The 22,211-nt window shown below is 72.0% G+C and carries 18 protein-coding genes; 10 read left to right on the top strand and 8 right to left on the bottom strand.

Going from position 1 to position 22,211, the window contains the following annotated elements; translation table 11 throughout:
- Positions 1 to 99: 99 nt before the first annotated feature.
- Positions 100 to 1,500, bottom strand: a complete 1,401-nt coding sequence (locus BJ971_RS36385; RefSeq protein ID WP_184997834.1) for a GGDEF domain-containing protein — start codon at positions 1,498 to 1,500, stop codon at positions 100 to 102.
- A gap of 54 nt (positions 1,501 to 1,554) precedes the next feature.
- Positions 1,555 to 3,480, bottom strand: coding sequence for a zinc metalloprotease (locus BJ971_RS36390; protein ID WP_184997835.1), 1,926 nt, complete (start codon positions 3,478 to 3,480; stop codon positions 1,555 to 1,557).
- 99 nt (positions 3,481 to 3,579) lie between these two features.
- On the opposite strand from BJ971_RS36390, the gene BJ971_RS36395 reads away from it, so the two are divergent.
- The 5 genes from BJ971_RS36395 (at position 3,580) to BJ971_RS36415 (ending at position 10,452) form a co-directional block, all read left to right on the top strand.
- Complete coding sequence (locus BJ971_RS36395; protein WP_184997836.1) at positions 3,580 to 4,200, top strand: L-threonylcarbamoyladenylate synthase; 621 nt, start codon at positions 3,580 to 3,582, stop codon at positions 4,198 to 4,200.
- A gap of 268 nt (positions 4,201 to 4,468) precedes the next feature.
- A complete protein-coding gene (locus tag BJ971_RS36400; RefSeq protein WP_184997837.1) occupies positions 4,469 to 4,783 on the top strand; it encodes a transcriptional regulator in 315 nt (104 codons plus the stop codon).
- 314 nt (positions 4,784 to 5,097) lie between these two features.
- Positions 5,098 to 8,217: an isoleucine--tRNA ligase gene (gene ileS / locus BJ971_RS36405; protein WP_184997838.1), complete on the top strand. Its 3,120-nt coding sequence runs from the start codon at positions 5,098 to 5,100 to the stop codon at positions 8,215 to 8,217.
- A 2-nt stretch (positions 8,218 to 8,219) separates the two neighbouring features.
- Positions 8,220 to 9,254 carry a WD40/YVTN/BNR-like repeat-containing protein gene (locus BJ971_RS36410; protein WP_184997839.1) on the top strand — a complete coding sequence of 345 codons (1,035 nt, stop codon included), beginning with the start codon at positions 8,220 to 8,222 and terminating at the stop codon, positions 9,252 to 9,254.
- A 73-nt stretch (positions 9,255 to 9,327) separates the two neighbouring features.
- Positions 9,328 to 10,452, top strand: coding sequence for a citrate synthase 2 (locus tag BJ971_RS36415; protein ID WP_184997840.1), 1,125 nt, complete (start codon positions 9,328 to 9,330; stop codon positions 10,450 to 10,452).
- On the opposite strand, the gene BJ971_RS36420 is transcribed toward BJ971_RS36415, so the two are convergent.
- The 4 genes from BJ971_RS36420 to BJ971_RS42405 form a co-directional block, all read right to left on the bottom strand.
- Positions 10,449 to 11,981, bottom strand: a complete 1,533-nt coding sequence (locus BJ971_RS36420) for a methyl-accepting chemotaxis protein (RefSeq protein ID WP_184997841.1) — start codon at positions 11,979 to 11,981, stop codon at positions 10,449 to 10,451. The genes BJ971_RS36415 and BJ971_RS36420 overlap by 4 nt on opposite strands.
- Before the next feature lie 155 nt (positions 11,982 to 12,136).
- Positions 12,137 to 13,009 carry a DMT family transporter gene (locus BJ971_RS36425; protein WP_184997842.1) on the bottom strand — a complete coding sequence of 291 codons (873 nt, stop codon included), beginning with the start codon at positions 13,007 to 13,009 and terminating at the stop codon, positions 12,137 to 12,139.
- Complete coding sequence (locus BJ971_RS36430; protein ID WP_184997843.1) at positions 13,006 to 13,683, bottom strand: response regulator; 678 nt, start codon at positions 13,681 to 13,683, stop codon at positions 13,006 to 13,008. The genes BJ971_RS36425 and BJ971_RS36430 overlap by 4 nt, the downstream gene beginning before the upstream one ends.
- Complete coding sequence (locus BJ971_RS42405; protein WP_184997844.1) at positions 13,680 to 14,912, bottom strand: sensor histidine kinase; 1,233 nt, start codon at positions 14,910 to 14,912, stop codon at positions 13,680 to 13,682. Before BJ971_RS42405 ends, BJ971_RS36430 begins: the two co-directional genes overlap by 4 nt.
- 115 nt (positions 14,913 to 15,027) lie before the next feature.
- Here BJ971_RS42405 and BJ971_RS36440 point away from each other — a divergent pair, with 115 nt between their 5' ends.
- From BJ971_RS36440 to BJ971_RS36460, 5 genes are all read left to right on the top strand, one after another.
- Positions 15,028 to 15,942, top strand: coding sequence for an ATP-binding cassette domain-containing protein (locus BJ971_RS36440; protein WP_184997845.1), 915 nt, complete (start codon positions 15,028 to 15,030; stop codon positions 15,940 to 15,942).
- Positions 15,939 to 16,727: an ABC transporter permease gene (locus BJ971_RS36445; RefSeq protein ID WP_184997846.1), complete on the top strand. Its 789-nt coding sequence runs from the start codon at positions 15,939 to 15,941 to the stop codon at positions 16,725 to 16,727. Before BJ971_RS36440 ends, BJ971_RS36445 begins: the two co-directional genes overlap by 4 nt.
- Positions 16,728 to 16,751: 24 nt before the next feature.
- Positions 16,752 to 17,498 carry an alanyl-tRNA editing protein gene (locus BJ971_RS36450; protein WP_184997847.1) on the top strand — a complete coding sequence of 249 codons (747 nt, stop codon included), beginning with the start codon at positions 16,752 to 16,754 and terminating at the stop codon, positions 17,496 to 17,498.
- 64 nt (positions 17,499 to 17,562) lie between these two features.
- A complete protein-coding gene (gene nhaA, locus BJ971_RS36455) occupies positions 17,563 to 18,789 on the top strand; it encodes a Na+/H+ antiporter NhaA (RefSeq protein WP_184997848.1) in 1,227 nt (408 codons plus the stop codon).
- Positions 18,790 to 18,812: 23 nt separating this feature from the next.
- Positions 18,813 to 20,024 (top strand): cytochrome P450, encoded by a 1,212-nt coding sequence (locus BJ971_RS36460; protein WP_184997849.1) that lies wholly within the window; start codon positions 18,813 to 18,815, stop codon positions 20,022 to 20,024.
- Between the two features lie 324 nt (positions 20,025 to 20,348).
- Here BJ971_RS36460 and def read toward each other — a convergent pair whose 3' ends face one another.
- Positions 20,349 to 20,894, bottom strand: a complete 546-nt coding sequence (def, locus tag BJ971_RS36465; RefSeq protein ID WP_184997850.1) for a peptide deformylase — start codon at positions 20,892 to 20,894, stop codon at positions 20,349 to 20,351.
- Between the two features lie 81 nt (positions 20,895 to 20,975).
- On the bottom strand, positions 20,976 to 22,151 hold the full coding sequence (locus BJ971_RS36470) for a M48 family metallopeptidase (protein ID WP_184997851.1): 1,176 nt from the start codon (positions 22,149 to 22,151) through the stop codon (positions 20,976 to 20,978).
- Positions 22,152 to 22,211: the final 60 nt, after the last annotated feature.

Genomic DNA, 22,211 nt, shown 5'->3' on the forward strand with positions numbered 1-22,211 from the left:
CTTAGGTCGCCTGTGACGAACTCCACAAGAGCCTGTCGACTATTTTCGCATTCCTGTTCTGTTCTTTCAGGATGCAACCTAGCTCGACCGGGTCGGGGCCTAGGCTGAGAGCACCCAGCGGCCGCGGCCCAGCCGCTTCGCCTCGTACATCGCCGCGTCCGCCGAGCGCAGCAGGCCCTCCGCGGCGTCGTCGGTGCTACCCGCGATGCCGATGCTCGCGCCCACGACGAGGTCGTGGCCCTCGTAGGCGACCGGCCAGGCCACGTCGGTGATGATCCGCTCGGCAAGCCGGACCGCCTCGTCGGCGGGCACCCCGGGGCAGAGCAGCACGAATTCGTCGCCGCCGAGCCGGGCCACCAGGTCGCCCTCGCGGACGGCCGAGGAGAGCCGGCCCGAGACGGCGCGCAGGACGGCGTCGCCGGCCTCGTGGCCGTACTCGTCGTTGATCTGCTTGAACCCGTCCAGGTCCACGTAGAGCACGGCGACCGGCGCGTCCGGCGCGGGTTCGGTCCGGGCCAGCTGGGCACCGAGCGCGGTCCGGTTCGCCAGCCCGGTCAGCGGATCACAGGACGCCTGGAAGGCGAGCTGCGCCTGCGCCCGTTCCTGTGCGCGGGACACGTTGACGAACCGCACCACGACCAGCAGTGCGCAGGCCGCCGAGGCGACCGCGCCGACCATGTCCTGCGGCGTGAAGATGGCCAGCACCGGCGCCGTGAGCAGGGCCAGACCCAGGAAGAAGATCCGGGCGGGATGCAGGGTGCCGCCGGCCGGGCCGGGGGTGGTCAACTCGGCCCGGTCCGGGTGCAGGCCGGCCGCGACGATCAGGGCATTGCCGGCCAGGACCAGCACGCCGAGCGGCTCGAACACCTCGGGGCTCAGCAGGTAGGGCAGCACGTTCCAGCAGAGGTCCATGACGAGGTAACAGACCACTCCGGCCAGCAGCAGCCGGGTAGGCGCGGTCCGGGTGCCGGGAGACAGGGCGATCACCAGCGCGGCGGTCAGCAGCACCACGTCGGCGAGCGGGTAGAGCAAGGGCACGGTCGACTCGGCCAGGGTGTAGCCGTCGGTCAGCGGTTTCATGATGAACTGCCAGCTCACCGCCGCCGCGGCGACGGTGAGGATGAGCGCGTCGACGACCGAGCCGCGCAGCCCTCCGGCCGCCCTGCGGCGCGCCAGCAGGGCCAGGGCTACCGCGAGCAGCGGGTACCCACCCAGCCAGAACACGTCGGCCGGTCCGACCGCAGACGTCGCGCCGACCAGGTGCAGCTCGAGCAGCTCGTAGGCGTCACCGGCGAACCACAGGGTCTGGCAGGCGGCGATCAGCAACCACGGCAACCGGCCCCGGCGCAGCCGTAGGGCCGACCACCAGGCCAGCCCGCACAGCACGGTGTACGTGGCGACGTGCATGACCTCGCCGACCGGCAGGGCGTAGACATACGCCTCCGTGGCGGCGGCCACGAAGGCCACCGCCACGAAGATCCAGATGCCGATCCTGCTCATGTCGTGACCCGATCGGCCACGACATGGGTCAGGTGAGCAATTTGCCGCGCGCGGTTACGGCTGGCTGCGCGGGCTGTCCGGCGCCAGAGTGTCGATGAACTCGTGCGGGTCGTGCACCGCCGCGCCGGTCCGGCGGGCGGCGTCGGCCTCGGCCGCCATCGTCCTGGCCGGGCCGGCGGCATCCACGCCGGCCCGCGACGCCGCGGCCACGACCTGCCGGTACGCACCCTCGGCGAACGCGTACGCGGCGCGGTAGTCGTGCTTCGCGAAGGCCTTCACGGCCAGCCCGAGCAGCACGTCGGCCGCCCGGAGCCCGCTGCGGGCCCGCGACGCACCGGACGAGCCGACCACGTCGGCGGCCAGCCGGTTCGCGGCCTCGTAGTACGCCGCGGTCAGGAACCGGTCGCTGTTGTCCCGGTCGAACTGGCTGAAGTCCCAGTTGACGTCGATGTAGCTCATCATCGAGTTGCTCTCGTCGCCGGCGTTGGCGAAGAGGAACTCACCCTCAGGCCCGTAGTCGACGCCGGTCTCGCTGTCGTAGCCGTCGTGCGGATGGCTCATGCCCAGGTGGTGACCGACCTCGTGGATCTGGGTGGTGGTCAGGCCGTACCCGGACTGGACGACCTCGGGCGAGATGAAGCAGAAGACGCCCGTCTGGGTGCCGTCGACGTAGTTGTCGTCGGCGAAGCCCAGCGCCGGCACGCCGACCCCGGCGCCGACGGCGTAGTTGAACACCGGTAGCTCATAGTCGACCCGGCCCTGGTCGTCCCTGGTCCGGTCCAGGTTCGCCCAGTTGTAGAGGTAGAGGTTGGCGAACGCGGGATAGCCCGAGTCCGGGTAGCAGCTCTCGTCGGTGAGCACGCCGAGGTAGCACTCCTGCGCCTTCGCGTCGTACGGCAGATCCTGGCTGTCGAAGTCCAGCCGGTTGCGCCACCGCAGCTCGGCCAGCTCGTCGACGACCAGCTTGGGCTTGACGTACTGCCGCGACGCGTCGACGCCGGGCCAGCCCTCGTACGTGTTGCTGTCGATGTTTATCGACTTGGGCGGCTCGGGGGTCGGCAGCTCGACCGGGTAGAGCGGCGAGGTGGTCATCAGCAGGTTCAGCGCCACGTAGCGGGTGATCAGCGAGAGGTCGCCGGCCAGCGCCGACGGCGACCGGAAGCCGCCCGCCGTGTACTCCCAGCTCGGCGGCATGCGGTAGTCGACGACGCCGTCGCCGTCCAGGTCCGGGTTGTCGACGTCGAAGTTGCTGGTCCACGACTCGGGACCGGCGGAGAGGTCGTGGAACCAGACCCGCCGGGTGCTGCCGAGGCCGGTCTCCTCGTCGTCGGCGGTGGTGCCGCCCCAGGCGATGATCTTGCGGCTGTCCCGCTGCTTGCCGAAGTCGTACCCGGTGTCGGGGTCCGGCTCGCCGATCTTGGTGTAGACGTGGAACTTGAAGTCCGCGCGGCCGTACCAGTTGATGAAGAAGACGGTGTTGCGCCGGGTGTCGACGCCGGCGGGCGGGTGCGTCGCCAGCCACTTCTCCACGCTCGGCGCATCGATGAAGTTGTTGGACGTGATGTCCTTGACGTTCTTCGCCTGCTCGTTGTACGCGGTCTGGAAGGCGGTCAGCGGCGCGGGCGTGGCCAGCGCGCCGAGCCGCTTGAAGAACTTGTCCTCATAGGACCGGTTCGCGTAGGTGACCCGGTAGTCGTAGGTGTACCGGATGCCCAGCTTCTCGGTCTGGCCGTAGATCAGCCGGGAGCGGACCACCGGCTCGTACGCCCGGGGCAGGCCGGACAGGTACGCGGCCTTGCCGACCTCGTTCGGCTCGTAGCCGAGGAACACCACGTTGACCGGCACCTTCTCGGCCAGCCGTGGCTGACCGCCGGGGTGCAGGAAGGTATAGGAGGACTTCGGTGCGGCGCCCGCCGGTCCCGCGGACGCACCTACCATCGCCGTGATCAGCGCTGCTACGAGCGCGACTGTCCGTCTCATGTGGTCACGCTGCCACTCGATACCACCCTTGGTGGGACCTTGTTTGGCTTTAGCCGCGACTTCCGGCATTTTCGGCAGCTCGCGATCTAGGCTCGGGTGGTGGCGAAGTATTTCGACGTGCATCCCGACAATCCGCAGCAGCGGGCCATCTCCCAGGTGGTCGGAATCCTGCGGGACGACGGGCTGATCGCATACCCGACCGACTCCTGTTACGGCCTCGGCTGCCGCATCGGCAACGCCAAGGGCCTCGACCGGATCCGCGAGATCCGCCACCTCGGCGACGACCACCACTTCACCCTGGTCTGCCGCGACTTCGCGCAGCTCGGTCAGCTCGTGCAGATCAGCAACGCGGTCTTCCGGTCGGTCAAGGCCGCGACACCCGGCAGCTACACGTTCATCCTGCCGGCGACCCGCGAGGTGCCGCGCCGGCTGCTGCACCCCAAGAAGAAGACCGTCGGGGTACGCATCCCGGAGCACACGGTGACCCAGGCCATCCTGGCCGAACTGGGCGAGCCGCTGCTCTCCAGCACGCTGCTGCTGCCCGGCGACGAGGAGCCGCTGACCGAGGGCTGGGAGATCAAGGATCGGCTCGACCACTCCGTGGACGCGGTGATCGACTCAGGCGAGTGCGGCACGGTACCGACCACCGTCATCGACCTCTCCAGCGGCGAACCCGAGATCCTCCGAGTCGGCGCCGGCGACCCGTCCCGCTTCGAGTAGCCCGCGGCCGACCTCTCCACCGATCTGTCGGGATGCACGCGACCGCTTCCACCCATGTTTAGCTCGGGCTATAGTTTGCCCATGCCGCAGGACGCGCAACGCCGCTGGTCGATCAAGACCACGTCTGAGGTGCGGACCTGGCTGCGGGCGCTTCGGCAGGCGGATCCGGACGTCTTTCGATCGGTGAACGTCGCCATCGACATGCTCGCCGAGATCGGCCCGGCGCTCGGCCGCCCGATGGTCGACACGCTGCAAAGAGGGACGACTCATGAGCGAGTTCCACGACTGGGACGACCTCCGTGCGGAGTTGCACGACGGGGACGAGGAGGCCTTGTCCGCGGAGCGGGCGCGGACCGAAGCCTGGATCAGTGCCTACCATCTCGCCGAGGAACGCAAGCGGCTGGGAATGACGCAGCGGCAGGTCGCCGAGCTGATGGGTGTCTCGCCCGGGCGGGTCAGCCAGATCGAGAACGGTGACCTCGACGCCAACGAGGTGGCGACCCTGAGCCGGTACGCGCGAGCACTGGGTGCTCGGATGCGGATCATCTTCGACTACGGCAACGATCTACGCCAGATCGCCTGACGGGCACCCGTTCCGGGCCGACGGAAATTGCGGGACCGGGGCGGAGTGGCTGCACTAGAATTCGGACCGCGAGGCGCTGATGGGGACGAGTAACGCCGCACGCAGCCAGCAGAGACCCGGGGACGGTGGAAGCCCGGGGGTGTGCGCGGCGCGAAGATCACCCCGGAGCCGCCGGAGGAAAGGCCCCCGGGCCGAGTAGAACCGGCCGCGACCGAAGAGAGGGCCGCGCCTGCCCGGGCGGTCAAGGAGGGTGGTACCGCGGGGCGTTGCCTCGTCCCTCCGTTGGAGAACAACTGTTCCGACGGAGGATGGCGATGTACAAGCCCGTGCCGGCCCAGGTCGAGCTGGGTGAGCTGGACCGCGAGGTGCTGCATTTCTGGCAGGCCAACAGCGTGTTCCACCGCAGCCTCGAGCAGTCGCGGGGGCGACCCGAGTGGATCTTCTACGAGGGCCCGCCGACCGCGAACGGCATGCCGGGCACTCACCACATCGAGAGCCGCGTCTTCAAGGACGTCTTCCCGCGGTACAAGACCATGAAGGGCTTCCACGTCGCCCGCAAGGCCGGCTGGGACTGCCACGGGCTGCCGGTCGAGCTCGCCGTGGAGAAGGAGCTCGGATTCACCGGTAAGCAGGATATCGAGGCGTACGGCATCGAGCTGTTCAACGCCAGGTGCCGCGAGTCGGTCACCCGGCACACCGACGCGTTCGCCGAGCTCACCCGGCGGATGGGCTACTGGGTCGACATGGACGACGCGTACCGGACCATGGATCCCGCGTACATCGAGTCCGTGTGGTGGTCGCTGCGGCGCATCTTCGACAAGGGCCTGCTGGTCGAGGACTTCCGGGTCGCGCCCTGGTGCCCGCGGGACCAGACCGCGCTGTCCGACCACGAGCTGGCGCAGGGCTACGAGCAGATCGTCGACCCGTCGGTCTTCGTGCGATTCCCGCTGACCTCCGGCCCGTACGCCGGCAAGGCCTCGCTGCTGGTGTGGACCACGACGCCCTGGACGCTGGTCTCCAACACCGCCGTCGCGGTCAACGCCGACGTCACCTACGTGGTGGCCACCGACGGCGACGGGCAGCTCGTCGTCGCCGAGCCGCTGCTGGAGTCCGTGCTCGGCGACGGGTGGCGCCGGGTGGCGTCGCTGCCGGGCAAGGAGCTGGAGCGGTGGACCTACCGGCCCCCGTTCGACCTGGTCGAGGTGCCGGGCGCGCACATCGTGATCCTCGCGCCGTACGTCACCACCGAGAGCGGCTCCGGGCTCGTGCACCAGTCGCCCGCGTTCGGCGCGGACGACCTGGCGAGCTGCCGGGCGTACGGGCTGCCGATGGTCAACCCGGTCCGGCCCGACGGCACGTTCGCGCCGGAGGTGCCGCTGGTCGGCGGCCAGTTCTTCAAGGCAGCGGACGCGGCGCTGGTCGCCGACCTCCAGGCGCGCGGCCTGCTCTTCCGCGAGCTCTCCTACGAGCACAGCTACCCGCACTGCTGGCGCTGCCACACGCCGTTGATCTACTACGCCCAGCCGTCCTGGTACGTGCGCACCACCGCGGTCCGCGAGCGGCTGCTGGAGGAGAACGAGCGGACGAACTGGCAGCCGTCGACGATCAAGCACGGCCGCTACGGCGACTGGCTGACCAACAACGTCGACTGGGCCCTGTCCCGGCAGCGCTACTGGGGCACGCCGCTGCCCATCTGGCGCTGCCCGGAGAACCACCTGACCTGCATCGGCTCGCTGAAGGAGCTGGGCGAGCGCGCCGGCGCGGACCTGTCCGACCTCGACCCGCACCGGCCGTTCATCGACGAGGTCACGTTCGCCTGCGACTGCGGCGCCACCGCCACCCGGGTGCCCGACGTCATCGACGCCTGGTACGACTCGGGTGCCATGCCGTTCGCCCAGTTCGGCTATCCGTACCGGAACGTCGAGGTCTTCGAGCGCAGCTACCCCGCGCAGTTCATCTCCGAGGCGATCGACCAGACCCGCGGCTGGTTCTACACGCTGATGGCGGTCGGCACGCTGGTGTTCGACCGGTCCGCGTACGAGAACGTGGTCTGCCTGGGGCACATCGTGGCCGAGGACGGTCGCAAGATGTCCAAGCACCTGGGCAACATCGTGGAGCCGATGCCGCTGATGGACCGCCACGGCGCCGACGCGGTGCGCTGGTTCATGGCCGCCGTCGGATCGCCCTGGGCATCCCGGCGGATCGGGGACGGCACGCTACAGGAGGTGGTGCGGAAGACCCTGCTCACCTACTGGAACACGGTCGCCTTCCAGTCGCTGTACGGGCGTACCGCGCGCTGGTCGCCGTCGGCGGCGGACCCGGCGCCCGCCGACCGGCCGGTCATGGACCGCTGGGTCCTGTCCGAGCTGCACGCGCTGGTCCGGGACGTGGACGCCGCGCTCGCCGCGTTCGACACCCACGAGGCCGGAAAGCTGCTGGCCACGTTCGTCGACGACCTCTCCAACTGGTACGTGCGCCGCAGCCGCCGCCGCTTCTGGCGCGGTGACCCGGCCGCGCTCGCCACGCTGCACGAGGTCCTGTCGGCGGTGACGCTGCTGATGGCCCCGATCACGCCGTTCGTCACCGAGCGGGTGTGGCAGGACATGGTCCTGCCGGTCACCCCGACCGCGCCGCAGTCCGTGCACCTAGCGGCGTACCCGGTCGCCGACGAGTCGCTGATCGACCCGGCGCTGTCGCAGCGGATGGCGCTCGCGCGGCGGCTGGTCGAGCTCGGCCGGGCGGCGCGGGCGGACTCGGGCGTGAAGACCCGGCAGCCGCTGTCGCGGGCGCTGGCCTCGGCGCACGGCTTCGCCGACCTGTCCGAGGAGTTGCTTGCCGAGATCGCCGCCGAGCTCAACGTCGGCGTCGTGCTCCCGGTCGGGTCCGCGGGCGACTCGCTCGTGGACACCACGGCGAAGGCGAACTTCAGGCCGCTCGGCAGGCGCTTCGGTAAGCGGGTGCAGCAGGTCGCCGCCGCGGTCGCCGCGGCCGACGCGACCGCGCTGAAGGAGTCGCTGCGCGCGGGCGCGAGCGCCTCGGTCGTGGTGGACGGCGAGACCGTCTCGCTCGGCCCCGACGAGGTGATCATCACCGAGACGCCGCGGGAGGGCTGGGCCGTCGCCGCCGAGGCGGGCGCGACGCTCGCGCTCGACCTGCACCTGACGCCCGTGCTGCGCCGCGCCGGCGTGGCCCGGGACGCGATCCGGCTGATCCAGGAGGCCCGCAAGTCCAGTGGCCTCGAGGTCTCCGACCGGATCGTGCTGCGCTATACCGCCACGCGGGACGAGACGGCCACCGCGCTCGGCGAGCACGCCGGCCTGGTCGCCGACGAGGTGCTGGCGACGGGGTACGCGGCGGGCGAGCCCGACTGGCCCGGCGCGACACCGCACCACGAGGAGGCGATCGGCCTCACGTTCTGGCTGCGCAGGGCCTGAGCGTGCTGCGGGCCTGCCTCGCCCTGGTGCTGCTGGTCGCCGGCTGTTCGGCCGCGGTGGGCAACGCCTGGGCGCAGGCGACGCTGCCGGGGCCCGGCCCGCACCTGGTCCGGGACGCGACCGCCTGCGGCGGCCGCTGGTACGCCGTCGGCGGCCGGGCCGGTGCCGGCGGCGAGACCAGCCCAGCCGCCTGGGACAGCGCGGACGGCCGGACCTGGCGCAGCCTCGAACTCGCGCCGCTGCCGGGCAGCTACTACGGCCCGCGCAGCGTGCTCCGCTCGGTCGCCTGCGCGAACGGGCGGATCGCCGCGGTCGGCTCGCGCGGCGGCGGCGCGCACGGCAATCCGCGGGTGAGCACCTGGTACCAGCGCGGCGAGGTGCTCGCCGAGGCGCCGGCGCCGTTCGAGACGTACGGCGGCGACACCGCCGTGGACGTCGGCCCGATCTCGGGCGGCCCGGCGGGCTTCCTCATCGCGGGTAACCGGACGAGCGGGGCGGCCGCCTGGATCTCGGCGGACGGCACGGACTTCCGCCTCTTCGAGGGCGCGCCGGGCCTGGCCGGCCGGTCGCCGCGCACGCTCGCCCGCGCCGGCGCCGTCCTGGACGGGCGGTTCGTCCTGGTCGGCGCCCTCGGTGCCGCGCCGGCCGCCTGGACCTCCCGCGACGGGACGGCGTGGACGCGATCCGGCGTGCCGGTCCGGGCGGGCGTCGCGGAGTTGCAGCGGGTGGTCCCGCTCGGCCCTGACCTGATCGCGGTCGGCACCCGGGACGACACCTTCGGCGCGTGGCGCGGTCCGGCGTGGACGCCCGCCGGGCGCTTCGGCCGGGCGGACGGCGGCGGCGTCCGTTCGCTCGCCGTCGCCGGTGGACGGTTGTACGCGGTGGCCGGCGGCCTCTGGCGCTCGACCGACGGCGGCAGGTCATGGCTCAGCGTCATCACGCCGCGCGGCGCCGGGCTCCCGGCGGCGGTCGCCGCCCGCGATGATCAGGTACTTCTCGTCGCCACCGATCGAGTCTGGCTGGCTAACGGGGTGTGACATTTTCCCCATCCACACGGTGGCTACTCGCGGGTAATGTTCGACCTCCACCGATGTGTTAACGGGAGTCACCATGCTGACCGTTCCCCCTGGCCTGGCCGGCGTCGTTGCGTTCTCCACAGAGATCGCGGAGCCCGATCGTGACGGTGGCGCCCTGCGCTATCGCGGTATCGACATCGAGAAGCTCGTCGGCCGGGTGTCCTATGCCGACATCTGGGGCCTGCTCGTGGACGGGGACTTCGGCGCCCCGCTGCCGGCCGAGGAGCCCGTCACCCTGACCGTGCGCTCGGGCGACATCCGCGCCGACGTACAGGCCGCCATCGCCACCATGGCACCGAAGTGGGGCCTCAGCCCGATCATCGACATCGACGACGCGCAGGCCCGCGCCGACCTGGCGCGCACCTCCGCGACGCTGCTCGGGCTGGTCGCGAAGGGCGCGCGCGGCACCGACCTGCCGGCCGTGCCGGAGAGCCGGGTGGACGAGGCGACGAGCATCGTCGAGCGCTTCATGATCCGCTGGCGCGGCGAGCCCGACCCGCGGCACGTGAGCGCGATCGACCGCTACTGGATCTCGGCCGCCGAGCACGGCATGAACGCGTCCACCTTCACCGCGCGGGTCGTGGCCAGCACCGGCGCGGACGTACCCGCGTCCGTTTCGGCGGCGGTCGGCGCGATGTCCGGGCCGCTGCACGGCGGCGCGCCGTCGCGGGCCCTGCACATGGTCGAGGCCGTCGAGCGCTCCGGCGACGCGCGGGCGTACGTGAAGCAGCTCCTCGACAGCGGCCAGCGCCTGATGGGCTTCGGTCACGCGATCTACCGTGCCGAGGACCCGCGGGCCCGGCTGCTGCGCGCGGCCGCCAAGGAGCTGGGCGCGCCGCGCTACGAGGTCGCGAAGGCGCTGGAGGACGCGGCGCTTGCCGAGCTGCGCGAGCGCAAGCCGGACCGGGTGCTGGAGACCAACGTCGAGTTCTGGGCGGCGATCATCCTGGACTTCGCCGAGGTACCCGCCCCGCTGTTCACGTCGATGTTCACCTGCGCCCGGACGGCCGGCTGGAGCAGCCACATCCTCGAGCAGAAGCGCCTCGGCAAGATCATCCGCCCGTCGGCCGAGTACGTCGGCGGCACCGACCTCGAGCCGACCGACGTACCGGGCTGGGAGGACGCCCTCAAGCGCAACGCGGGCCGCGCCTACCTCTAGCCCGCCGGCTCCAGCCGGAAGCGGTTGACGATCGCGCGCAGGTCGTCGGACATCTCCGCGAGTTGTCCGGCGGCCCGGGTCGCCTCCGTGACGCCGACCGTCGTCTGCTGCACGGAGGCGGCCACCTCGGTGATCGTCTCGGCCACCCGGCCGCCGGCGTCGGCGGCCTCGGTGACGCTGCGGCTCATCTCGTTGGTGGTCACCGTCTGCTCCTCGACCGCGGACGCGATGGTGGTCTGGTACTCGCTGATCCGGCCGATGATCCCGCTGATCTCGTCGATCGCCTCGACCGCCCCCTGCGTGTCGGACTGGATGGCGGCGACCCGCTTACCGATGTCCTCGGTCGCCCGGGCGGTCTCCTGTGCCAGGTCCTTGACCTCGCTGGCCACCACGGCGAAACCCTTGCCCATCTCGCCGGCCCGGGCGGCCTCGATGGTGGCGTTGAGGGCTAGCAGGTTGGTCTGCTCGGCGATCGCGGTGATCACCTTGATGACGTTGCCGATCTCGGCGGACGACTCGCCGAGCTTGGACATCACCGTGGTCGTCGTGGCGGTGACCTCGACGGCCCGGGCGGCGACGCCGACCGCCTGGGTGGCGCTCTGGCTGATCTCGCGGATGGAGGCGCCCATCTCCTCGGCGCCGGCGGCCACCGTCTGCACGTTCGACGACATCACCGCGGCGGACTCGGCGACGGTGTTCGCCTGCCGGGCGCCGGTCGCGGCGCTCGCCGCGCTGTCCCGGCTGGTCGAGGCCAGCGCGCCGGCCGCGGTGTTCAGGTTCTGCGAGTGCGCGGCCAGGTCCGTGATGGTCGTCCGCAGGTTCGCGATGGCCTGCCGCAGCGAGCGGGCCATGCCGCCGAGCTCGTCCTTCTGATCCACCTCGGGATCCTTGGAGAGGTCGCCGTCGGCGACGGCGTCCAGCACCGCCGACACCCGCCGCAGCGGCGTGATGATCATCCGGGCCACCCAGAGCGCGAGCAGCACCGAGAGCAGGAAGGCGACGCACATGGCCACGATCACCGTGGTCCGCGTCTTCTGCACCGTCGCGTCGAACTCCTCGCCCGCGAGCAGGGCCGCGTCGGCCCGGTCGGTCTCGGCGGCGAGCTGCCCCTCGTAGGCCTTGCGCAGGTCGCGGTTCGCGCCGAAGGAGGCGTCGATGGCCGCCTTCGGGTTCGCCGCGTAGCTCTTGAACTCGGCGTCGAGCGCGGCGAACCAGGCGTCGGTCCCCGCCTTGATCTCGTCGATGGTGGCCTGCTCGGCGGGGGTGCCGAGTGCGCGCGCGGCGGCGAGGCGCTCGTCGACGGTCTCCTTGCGCCCGAGGGCCTCGGCCGCGAACGACTTGTCGCCCGCGATCAGGAATCCCCGCTCGTCGTTCGCGGCGGCCTTGGCCGCGAGCTCGGCGTCGTGCAGCGCGGTGATGTACGGAACGGCGCGGTTGAGCTCGTCCGTGCGGGTGGTCTTGAGGCCGGAGATGCCGATGAGGCTCATGATCCCGGTGACGAGCATGCCCGCAATGGCGACACCGGCCACCGTGAGAACCTTCGTCGACACCCTGCGGTTGCGTGCCCATCTGTTGAGACCTGCCACTGTTACACCCCTTCACCCGATTTCGCCGTGTCCATTAACCCATTCGGCGCGAGTTGCGAACGGCTTACCGCGAGGGAGCAGAAAGAGTGCCGGAGTGCCTAGCTCGGGCAGGCCTGGCCGAGCTGCGGCGCGATCTTCGCCGGCGTCCTCGGCCCGAGCTGGGCGCGGGTCAGCAGGCTCACGCCAAGCGCCGCGGCGCCGGCGCTGGCCACCGCGACCAGGGCGCCCACCCCGCCGCCGGCGATCCGCTCGCCCAGCAGCACCATGCCGATCGCCGCGGCCGCGACCGGGTTGGCCAGCGTGCTGACCGCCAGCGGGGCCCCGAGGCCGCCGCGGTAGGACCGCTGGGTGAACAGCGTTCCGGCCGACGACAACACCACTATCGCCACGCCCGCGACGACGACCGCCGGGTTCAGCAGCGCGGCCGGGCCGTCGCCGGTGACGTGCACCGCCACCGTCTGGGTCAGCGCCGACGAGACGCCGAAGGCTACGCCCGCGGCGGCCGCCGACCAGAGGACCGAGGCGCCCGGCACCGCGCCCCAGCCGCCGAGCGTCGTGAGCACCACCGCGGTCGCCATCAGCAGGCCGAGAAGCTGCCCGGTGCTCAGCACCGCGACGCCCTTCGCCGTGCCGGCCAGCATCAGGATGCCGAGCAGGCCGGCCACCGTCAGGACGATGCCGCGCCCCTCGACCCGCGTGACCGCACGCCGGGCGATCACCGCGGCCAGCGGAACCGCAAGCACCAGCGTGAGCACGCCGAACGGCTGGACCAGGGAGAGCGGGCCGTAGCGCAGCGCGACCACGTGCAGGGCCGCGCCGGCGCCGTTCAGCGCGATCGCGAGCCACCACAGCGGCATCCGGACCAGCACGCCGATCGGCCGCTGCGCGAGCCGCTCCTGCAGGACCGCCGCGGCCGCGTAACCCGCGGCCGACGCGACGCAGAGCAGGACCGCGGTGATCGGCGCGCTCACGGCTGCTGCTCACCGGGCCGGACCAGACCACTCTGGTACGCGATGACGACCAGCTGCGCCCGGTCCCGTACCCCGAGCTTGGTCATCGCCCGGTTGATGTGCGTCTTCACCGTCAGCGGCGACACGTACAGCCGCTCGCCGATCTCGTCGTTCGACAGCCCGTGCGCCACCAGCGCCAGCACCTCGCGTTCGCGTTCCGTCAGGGCGCCCAGTTCCAGCGCCGCCGGCAGCGCGCTCGGCACCGGCTGACTCAGGAAGCGGCTGACCAGACCGCGGGTGGCGGCCGGGGAGAGCAACGACTCCCCCGCCGCCACGACACGGATCGCGCGCAGCAGTTCGGCGGGGTCGACGTGCTTGCCGAGAAAGCCGCTGGCACCGGCGCGCAGCGCCAGCACCACGTTGTCGTCGTTCTCGAACGTCGTCAGCACCAGCACCCGGACGCCCGCCAGGTCCTCGGACTCGGCGATGCGGCGGGTGGCCTCGATGCCGTCCATTCCCGGCATCCGCAGGTCCATGAGCACCACGTCCGCGCGCTCGGAGCGGGCCAGCTCGACGGCCTCCCGGCCGGTGCCCGCCTCGCCGACGACCTCGACCTCGGGGTCGGGCTCGACGAACATCCGAAAGCCCGCCCGGATCAGCGGCTGATCGTCCGCGAGCAGCACCCGGATGGTCATGAAGGGACCCGCTCAAGGTCGGCGGCCGGCAGGTCGGCGAGGACCGTGAACCGGCCGTCGTCACCCTGGCCCGCCGTCAGCGCGCCGCCGGTGGACGCGGCGCGCTCGCGCATGCCGACGATGCCGTACCCGGAGCCGGCCGGCGCGACACCGGGCCGGACCCGGTTGGTGATCTCCAGCCGCACGCCGCCCGCCGCGTAGGACACCGCGAGCCGGGCCGTGCCGTCGCCGTACTTCTGCGCGTTGGTCAGCGCCTCCTGTGCGATCCGGTATGCCGCGAGGTCGACGAGCGCGGGCAGCTCCCGGGGCTCGCCGTGCTGGTGGTGGTCCACCCGCAGGCCCGCGGCGGCGAGATCGTCGAGCAGCCCGCTGAGGCGCGCCAGCCCCCGGGTCGGCTCGGTGGCCGGCGCCTCGATGCCGTCGGTGCCGCGCAGCAGCCCGACCACGGACGCGATCTCCTTGAGCGCCGCGTCCGACGAGCGGCTGATGTGGTCAAGCGCCGGCGCGACCTGCTCCGGGCGGTGCGCAAGGATGTGCTTCGCGCCGGTGGCCTGCACCTTGATGACGGCGATGTGGTGTGCGACGACGTCGTGCAGCTCGCGGGCGATGCGCACCCGCTCCTCGACCACCCGGCGCCGAGCCTCCTCGTCGCGGCTCTGCTCGGCGCGCCGGGCGCGCTCCTCGACCTCCGCCACGTACGCCCGGCGGCTGCGGGCGGCGTCACCGACCGCGGTGGCCATGCCGATCCAGGCGAGCGTGCCCAGGTTCTCCGGCGCCCACCATCCGCCGCCGCCCCAGGCCACCCCCGCCAGGTACACCGCGATGCCGATGCAGCAGGAGGTACCCCAGACCGTGCGCCGGTCGTTGCGGCTCGCGAACGTGAACAGCAGCACGATCGCGGCGACGGTCAGGACCGGCTGCCGCTCGTTGTCGACGGCGACGAGCGCGATCCAGGTGAGCACCACGACGATCAGGGCCGGCCGGGTGCGCACGCGGCGGGCCGAGACCCCCAGGAAGGCGACGCCGATCGCGATGACCTCGGCGGCGCCGGGTGCCCGCGGCTGCTCGCCGTGCGGTCCGATGCGCAGGGCGGCGAGCGCGGCGCCCGCCAGGAACAGGCCCAGCACGACGTCGCAGAGCAGCGGATGGCGAATTATCGCCAGCCCGGCCCGCGTGTGCCGCAGCCCGCTCATCTCCATGACGATCACGTTACGCGCGGAGGGTGCCACCGGACGTCGTCCCCGCGCGGTAAGAACGTGACCCCGCATACCACCGTCGCAGTACGCCGATCCGCCCGCCGGGGGAGGACGCGGATCACGCCGGCCACCGGCCAGCCTGATGCCCATGATCGAGGTCAGACAACTCACCAAGCGGTACGGCGCCAAGACCGCCGTCGACTCACTGACGTTCACCGTCAGGCCCGGCACAGTCACCGGCTTCCTGGGCCCCAACGGCGCCGGGAAGTCCACCACCATGCGGATGATCCTGGGGCTGGACCGACCGACGTCGGGCACGGCGACGATCAACGGCCGCCCGTACGCGGAGCACGCCGCGCCGCTGCGGCAGGCCGGCGCGCTGCTGGACGCGAAGGCCGTGCACACCGGCCGGTCCGCGTACCACCACCTGCTGGCGATGGCGGCGACGACCGGCGTGCCACGCGCCCGGGTCGACGAGGTCATCGACCTGGTCGGCCTGCGCGAGGTCGCCCGCAAGCGGGCCGGCGCCTTCTCCCTCGGCATGGGCCAGCGGCTCGGCATCGCCTCGGCCCTGCTCGCCGACCCGGAGGTGCTGATCCTCGACGAGCCGGTGAACGGGCTCGACCCGGAGGGCATCCTCTGGATCCGGCGCCTGATGCAGGGGCACGCCGCGCGGGGCCGCACCGTCTTCGTCTCGTCGCACCTGATGAGCGAGATGGCGCTGACCGCCGAGCACCTCGTGGTCGTCGGCCGTGGACGGCTGATCGCCGACGTCTCGGTGGCCGAGTTCATCGAGCGGGCCGCACGCGACACCGTGCTGGTCCGCACGCCGCGCGCCGTCGAGCTGCACGACCTCGTCGCCGGCCCGGGCGTGACAGTGCTCGGCGTCGAGCGCGGCGCCTTCGAGGTCTCCGGGCTCTCGGCCGCGGAGATCGGCGACCGCGCCGCGGCGGCGGGCATCGCCCTGCACGAACTGACCCTCCTGCGACCGTCGCTCGAGGAGGCCTTCATGGAGCTGACCAGGGACGTGGTCGAGTACCAGAGCCTGGGTGCGGCCTCATGACCGAGCTTGCCGGGGTGACACAGGCCCGGGTGATCCGGTCCGAGTGGATCAAATTCTGGTCGTTGCGTTCGACCACCGTCACGCTGGCCACCGCGGTCGCCCTGCTGGTCGGCATCGGGCTGCTCGCCGCGGGAATGCTCGGCTCGGGCGACATCGGCGGCCCGGGCCCGGGGCCCGGCAACCTCGGCCCGGTCGCCGCCAGCCTGGCCGGGCTCACGTTCGCCCAGCTGGCGTTCGGCACGCTGGGCGTGCTGTTCATGGCGAGCGAGTACGGCACCGGGATGATCCGCTCGTCGCTGACCGCCGTGCCGAGGCGGCTCCCGGTCCTCTGGGGCAAGATCGCCGTCTTCGGCGGGGTCGTCCTGGTCGTCGGCCTCGCGGCCGCGGCGATCGCCTTCACCGGCGGCCAGGCCGTCATCGGCGGCGGCGGCGCGTCCTGGTCCGGCACCGGCGTGGCCCGTGCGGTGATCGGCTCGGCGGTGATCCTGGCCGGCTCGGGCGTGCTCGGCCTCGCCCTCGGCGCGCTGCTGCGCTCGACGCCGGCCGCCATCAGCACGCTGTTCGGCGCGATGTTCCTGCTCAGCGGGGTGGCCCAGCTACTGCTGCCCGCAGCCTGGCGTGACGACGTCGTGCGGTTCCTGCCGGCGAACGCCGGTGAGGCGTTCACCGCGGTGACCCCGGACTCCGACGCCCTCGGCCCGTGGGTCGGGCTCGGCGTCTTCGTGGCCTACGTCGCGGCGGTCGTCATCGCCGGCGCGTGGCGGCTCCGGCGCTCCGACGCCTGACGCCACAGCCCTTAGGCTCGGACCATGGCGTTCGATCAGCATGGACACACGCATCGCCTGGACTGGGCCGACCCCACGATCCGGGAGTGGGACTGCACCGTCGTCTGGTCCGATCCCGCCGATCCCGAAGCCGGGATCGTGCTCGACCGGTCGGCGTTCTACCCGGGCGGCGGCGGCCAGCCGCCGGACCACGGCGTGCTGATCTGGCAGGGCGTGCGGACCCGGATCGTGGACACCCGCAAGGGCGACGAGCACTACCTGATCCCCGCGCCCGGCGACCCGGTACCGCCGGCCGGCGCGAGCGTGCGCGGCGCCGTCGACGACGAGCGCCGCACCACGCTGATGCGCACCCACTCGGGGCTGCACATCCTCTGTGGCACGGTGTTCCGCGACTTCGGCGCGCTGGTCACCGGTGGCAACATGCAGCCGGGCGAGGCCCGGATGGACTTCAACCTGCCGGAGGTACCGCCGGGCTTCAAGCAGGCCCTCGAGGACGCGGTGAACGCGGAGGTCGCCGCCGACCGCAAGATCGTCGCGCGGGTGCTGTCGCGCGCGGAGGCGCTCGCCATCCCCGACCTGGTCCGCACCCAGGACGCGCTGCCGCCGCTGGAGAACCCCGAGATCCGGGTGGTGGACATCGTCGGCCTGGACGTGCAGGCCGACGGCGGCACCCACGTGGCGTCGACCGCGCAGGTCGGCCGGGTCCAGGTGGTCAAGGTCGAGAGCAAGGGCCGGCAGAACCGGCGGGTGCGGATCAAACTCGTCGCCTGACGCCGGGCCCGCGAGCCGATAGGGTCGGATCAGGTCAGGTGTGGCGGGAAGCCGGAGGCCGAGAATGTCCCTTTTTGGGCGTGGTACCTGGTCCGAGACCCGTCGCATCGGCGACCTGCTGCGCACCGAGACCATCGGTGGGATGCTGCTCCTGGTGGCCGCGCTGATCGGCATCGGCTGGGCGAACTCGCCGTGGAGCGCCGCCTACCGCACCCTCTGCGCCGTCCACCTCGGGCCGCTGACCCTGTCGGAGTGGGCGGCCGACGGGCTGCTGGCGATCTTCTTCTTCGTCGCCGGGCTCGAGCTGAAGCGGGAGTTCGTCGCCGGCGACCTGCGCGACCCGCGCCGGGCGGCCCTGCCGGTGGTGGCCGCCGTCGGCGGCATGGTCGTCCCCGCGGCGATCTTCGCGCTGATCAACCTGGACAGCGGTGCGCTCGCCGGGTGGGCGACGCCGACCGCGACGGACATCGCCTTCGCCCTCGCGGTCCTCGCCGTCCTCGGCACGCACCTGCCAACGGCCCTGCGCACGTTCCTGCTGACCCTCGCCGTGGTCGACGACCTGCTGGCCATCGTGATCATCGCGGTCTTCTACACGTCGTCGCTGCATCCCCTGCCGCTGCTGCTCGCGCTGATTCCGCTGGCGCTGTTCGGGCTGCTCGTCCAGCGCGGGGTCCGCAGGTGGTGGCTGCTGCTGCCGCTGGCGGCGGCGACCTGGGTGCTGGTGCACGAGTCCGGCGTGCACGCGACCGTGGCCGGCGTCCTGCTCGCCTTCACGGTTCCGGTGCGTAGGTTTGGGCTGGCGGAGCACTTCGAGCACCGCTTCCGGCCGCTGTCGGCCGGATTCGCCGTACCCGTCTTCGCGTTCACCGCCGCCGGCGTCTCGGTCGCCGCGGCCGGCGGCCTCGGTGCCAGTCTGCGCGACTCGGTGACCATCGGCGTGATCGCCGGCCTGGTCGTCGGCAAGACGGTCGGCGTCACCGGCGCGACCTGGCTGGTGCAGCGCTTCACCCGGGCCCGGCTGGATCCGGGCCTGAGCTGGTGGGACGTCGTGGGGGTCGCCCTGCTCGGCGGCATCGGCTTCACGGTGTCGCTGCTGATCGGGGAGCTCGCGTTCGGGCCCGGAACCGCCCGTGACGGGAACGCCAAGATCGGTGTCCTGCTCGGCTCCCTGCTGGCGGCCCTCCTCGCCGCGATCGTGCTCCGGGTGCGTAACCAGCACTACCGGGCGCTCGAGGCCGAGGAGTCGGTCGACTCGGACCACGACGGAATTCCGGATGTGTATCAGCGCTGAACGGCCCCGGTACCCTCGTCGATGTGACGGACATTGTGGAGAGTGTTGAGGCGACGACGCTGCTCGATGAGCTGACCCGGCTGCCGGGCCGCGAGGATCCGTACCCCCGCTATCGACGCCTCCGGGAGATCTCGCCGGTCGTCCGCGCCGAGGACGGCGCGCTCGTGGTCACCCGCCACGCCGACTGCGTCGCGGTCACCCGGCATCCGAAGCTCGGGCATCTGCCGTCGCACATGATGGAGTTCGTCCGGCCCGACTGGGCCGACCATCCGGCGCTGCACCAGCTGTTCACCAGCGTCCTTGCCAAGAACCCGCCGGACCACACCCGGCTGCGGCGCCTGGTCAGCTCCTCGTTCACCGCCCGCCGCGTGCAGGCGCTACGGCCGCGGATCGCCCAGATGGTCGAGGACCTGCTCGACCGGATGAGCGGCGAGGTCGACTTCGTCCAGGCGCTGGGCTTTCCGCTGCCGGTCAACGTCATCGGCGAGCTGCTCGGCATTCCCGAGCCGGACCGGGCACAGTTCCAGACCCTGGTCCGGGACTGGACGCAGGTGCTTGAGGTGATCACGCCGGAGGTGCTCGAGACGGCGGACCCGGCGGCCGCGACGATCCGCGAATACCTGGCCGCCCTGACGGCCGAGCGCCGCAAGGACCCGGGCGACGACCTGATCAGTGCGCTGGTGGCCGCCGAGGAGGACGGCGACAAGCTCACCGAGGAAGAGCTGCTCACCATGGCGGCCCTGCTGTTCGCGGCCGGCTTCGAGACGACGACGAACCTGCTCGGCAACGGCATCGTCGCGCTGCTGCGCAACCCGGACCAGCTCGAGTCGCTGCGCCGGCAGCCCGGCCTCGCCGCCGGCGCGGTCGAGGAGTTGCTGCGCTTCGACACGCCGGTGCAGCTGCTCAGCCGGGTGGCCTGGGACGACCTCGAGATCGCCGGCGTGCCGATGTCGGGCGGCGACCGGATCGTGGCGTACCTGGGTGCGGGCAACCGCGACCCGGAGCGTTTCGCCGACCCGGACCGGCTCGACCTCGCCCGCGCGGACAACGCGCCCCTGTCGTTCGGCGGCGGCATCCACTACTGCCTCGGCGCGCCGCTGGCCCGACTGGAGGCACAGTTGGCGGTGCCGGCGCTGCTGGCCCGCTTCCCCCGCCTGGCCCTGGCCGGTGAGCCGGGGCGGCGCGACAGCCTCGCGATCCGCGGCTACACCAGCATTCCCATCTCGGTCGGCTGAGCCCACCCGCGGCGGTGTGGCCGGCGGATGAAAATCCTCGCCGGCCATAGCACCGCGCGGTGAAATAAGAACGCCGCTGCGAATTCCACGGGGGAAGAACTCGCAACGGCGTCGTAGGCAAGAGTATCGACCACGGCGGTTGTTGTCCATCCGTACCGTCGATCATCACGCCCGAGCCGAAACTCCGATGCCACCCTCGCCGGTCAGCACCCGGATGCCGCCGTCACGACGGCCGGGGCGAACCGGTCGGCCGAGGGCGGCACCTCACAAACGACATTGACGTTCGTCGCGGACGCCGGGCTAATAGTTGCGGGGCGACATCTATTAGTCCGGGGCGCCGGAAACGCCGACTCCGGGCGCCTCCGCGCTCTCGGCGAGCATCTTCTTGCGCTTCTTCGCGGGCAGCCGGTCGACGTAGAGCAGCCCGTCGAGGTGATCGGTCTCGTGTTGCAGGCAGCGCGCGAGCAGTCCGGTGCCGTCGATGCGCACCGGCTCGCCGTGCATGTCGACCCCGGTCACGTACGCGACGGTGGGACGGCCGACGTCGGCGCGGACGCCGGGCACCGAGAGGCAGCCCTCGCTGTCGACCTCGAGGTCGCGGCCCTCGGGCAGGTGCAGCACGGGGTTGACGACATGGGCGACGACGTGGGCATCGGTCGCGTCGGGGCAGTCGACGACGAACACCCGGGCGTCGACGCCGATCTGGTTGGCGGCGAGCCCGACGCCCTCGGCGGCGGCCATCGACGCGAACATGTCGGCGACGAGCTGCCGCAGATCGTCGTCGAAGACGGTCACCTCGGCGCACCGCCGATGCAGCACGGGGTTGCCGTAGCGGGTGATGGGTCGCGGGGTTCCGGCGCGGGTCTGCACCCCGCGATTTTAAGACCCACGGCGCCCGGACACGAAGTCGCCCGCGCTTCCATGGGGGCCGGAAGCGCGGGCGACGGTCAATCAGGCCGGCGGATTCTCCCCGGCCGAGCCGTTGCCGCCGTTGCCACCGTTGCCGCTGTCGGCACCGTCGGCCGGGCCGTCACCGGGGCGGTCGGCGGGCCGGCTCTCCCGGCGGGCCGCCCGGCCGGCGGCCTCGGCGGCAGTGCTCGCCCAGGCCCACGCCTTCCCGGTCTGCGCACCGGCCCAGCCGCCCAGGTCGGCCGCGCCGCCGCCGAACCGGCGGAGCAGCGTGACCAGCGGGTCCGGCGAGTTCTCGAAGGCCTCCCGGTAGTGACCCGCCGCCGCCTTCACGTCGCCCGAGACCGACGCGTTGCCGTCCGAGTCGCGGCGCGGGAAGTCGCCGCCGAGGATGCGGCCGTACTCGCCCGAGTCGATCCAGCGGCGCAGCTCGGCCGCGCGGGCGACCGGCACCGGGTGGCTGCTCCACGCCGTCATGCCGATCTTGTGGATGCTGTCGCGGAGGTCGCCGCCGCCCTGGTACTCGGCCGCCTGCTCCAGGAAGGCCGCCGTGTCGATCTGGGACAGGTCGCCGCCGCCCGCGAGCTTCATCAGCAGGCGGGTCGAGGCGGCCGGGTCCTGGCCGGCGAGCAGGCCCGCGCGGTCCGCCGACAGCTCGGCCTTGCGCCACCACTCGTACATCGCCGCGATGATCGCCCGCAGCGTGATCGCGCCGATCGGTAGCCAGCTGACGTTCGCCGCCCACCTGGTCAGGATCATCATGATCGTCTTGTAGACCGCGTGGCCGCTGCGCACGTGGCCGATCTCGTGGCCGAGCAGGGCGCGCAGCTCCTCGTCGTCGAGCTTCTCGACCGCGCCCGTGGTGATGACGATGAACGGCTTGTCCATGCCGATCGCCTGGCCATTGATCATCGGGGACTGCGAGACGTACAGCTCGGGCAGCTCGGCCACGTCGATGGTGGTCGCGGCCTCGACGAAGCGCTGGTGCACCCGCGGGTACTGGCGGTGGTCGACGCGGATCGAGCCGGCCAGGTACGAGAGCCGGAAACCGCGCTCGTTCCACATGCCGAAGAAGGCCCGCACGATGTCGTCGAAGCCGCGCAGCTCGCGCAGGGCGGTGAGCGCGCCGCGGTCGGCGGGGTGTTCCCAGGCTCGGGAGCTGATATCGGTCAGCGTGATCCGTTGCCGGGCCGGCCGATTCTCATCGTCGATCGTCATGGGTTCCCCTCCGTGACTCGGTCTCCTGCTCCAAGCAAAAGCCTGCGGGTCAAGGAGTCC

The sequence above is a fragment of the Amorphoplanes digitatis genome, assembly GCF_014205335.1.
In the GTDB taxonomy this organism is placed as follows: domain Bacteria; phylum Actinomycetota; class Actinomycetes; order Mycobacteriales; family Micromonosporaceae; genus Actinoplanes; species Actinoplanes digitatus.

Bases quoted from the DNA above. Each gene is read 5' to 3' on its own strand.
- BJ971_RS36390 (WP_184997835.1), bottom strand. From the start codon at position 3,480: ATGAGACGGACAGTCGCGCTCGTAGCAGCGCTGATCACGGCGATGGTA.
- BJ971_RS36445 (WP_184997846.1), top strand. From the start codon at position 15,939: ATGACCGAGCTTGCCGGGGTGACACAGGCCCGGGTGATCCGGTCCGAG.
- BJ971_RS36430 (WP_184997843.1), bottom strand. From the start codon at position 13,683: ATGACCATCCGGGTGCTGCTCGCGGACGATCAGCCGCTGATCCGGGCG.
- nhaA (WP_184997848.1), top strand. From the start codon at position 17,563: ATGTCCCTTTTTGGGCGTGGTACCTGGTCCGAGACCCGTCGCATCGGC.
- BJ971_RS36470 (WP_184997851.1), bottom strand. From the start codon at position 22,151: ATGACGATCGACGATGAGAATCGGCCGGCCCGGCAACGGATCACGCTG.
- BJ971_RS36440 (WP_184997845.1), top strand. From the start codon at position 15,028: ATGATCGAGGTCAGACAACTCACCAAGCGGTACGGCGCCAAGACCGCC.
- BJ971_RS36385 (WP_184997834.1), bottom strand. From the start codon at position 1,500: ATGAGCAGGATCGGCATCTGGATCTTCGTGGCGGTGGCCTTCGTGGCC.
- ileS (WP_184997838.1), top strand. From the start codon at position 5,098: ATGTACAAGCCCGTGCCGGCCCAGGTCGAGCTGGGTGAGCTGGACCGC.
- BJ971_RS36415 (WP_184997840.1), top strand. From the start codon at position 9,328: ATGCTGACCGTTCCCCCTGGCCTGGCCGGCGTCGTTGCGTTCTCCACA.
- BJ971_RS36450 (WP_184997847.1), top strand. From the start codon at position 16,752: ATGGCGTTCGATCAGCATGGACACACGCATCGCCTGGACTGGGCCGAC.
- BJ971_RS36400 (WP_184997837.1), top strand. From the start codon at position 4,469: ATGAGCGAGTTCCACGACTGGGACGACCTCCGTGCGGAGTTGCACGAC.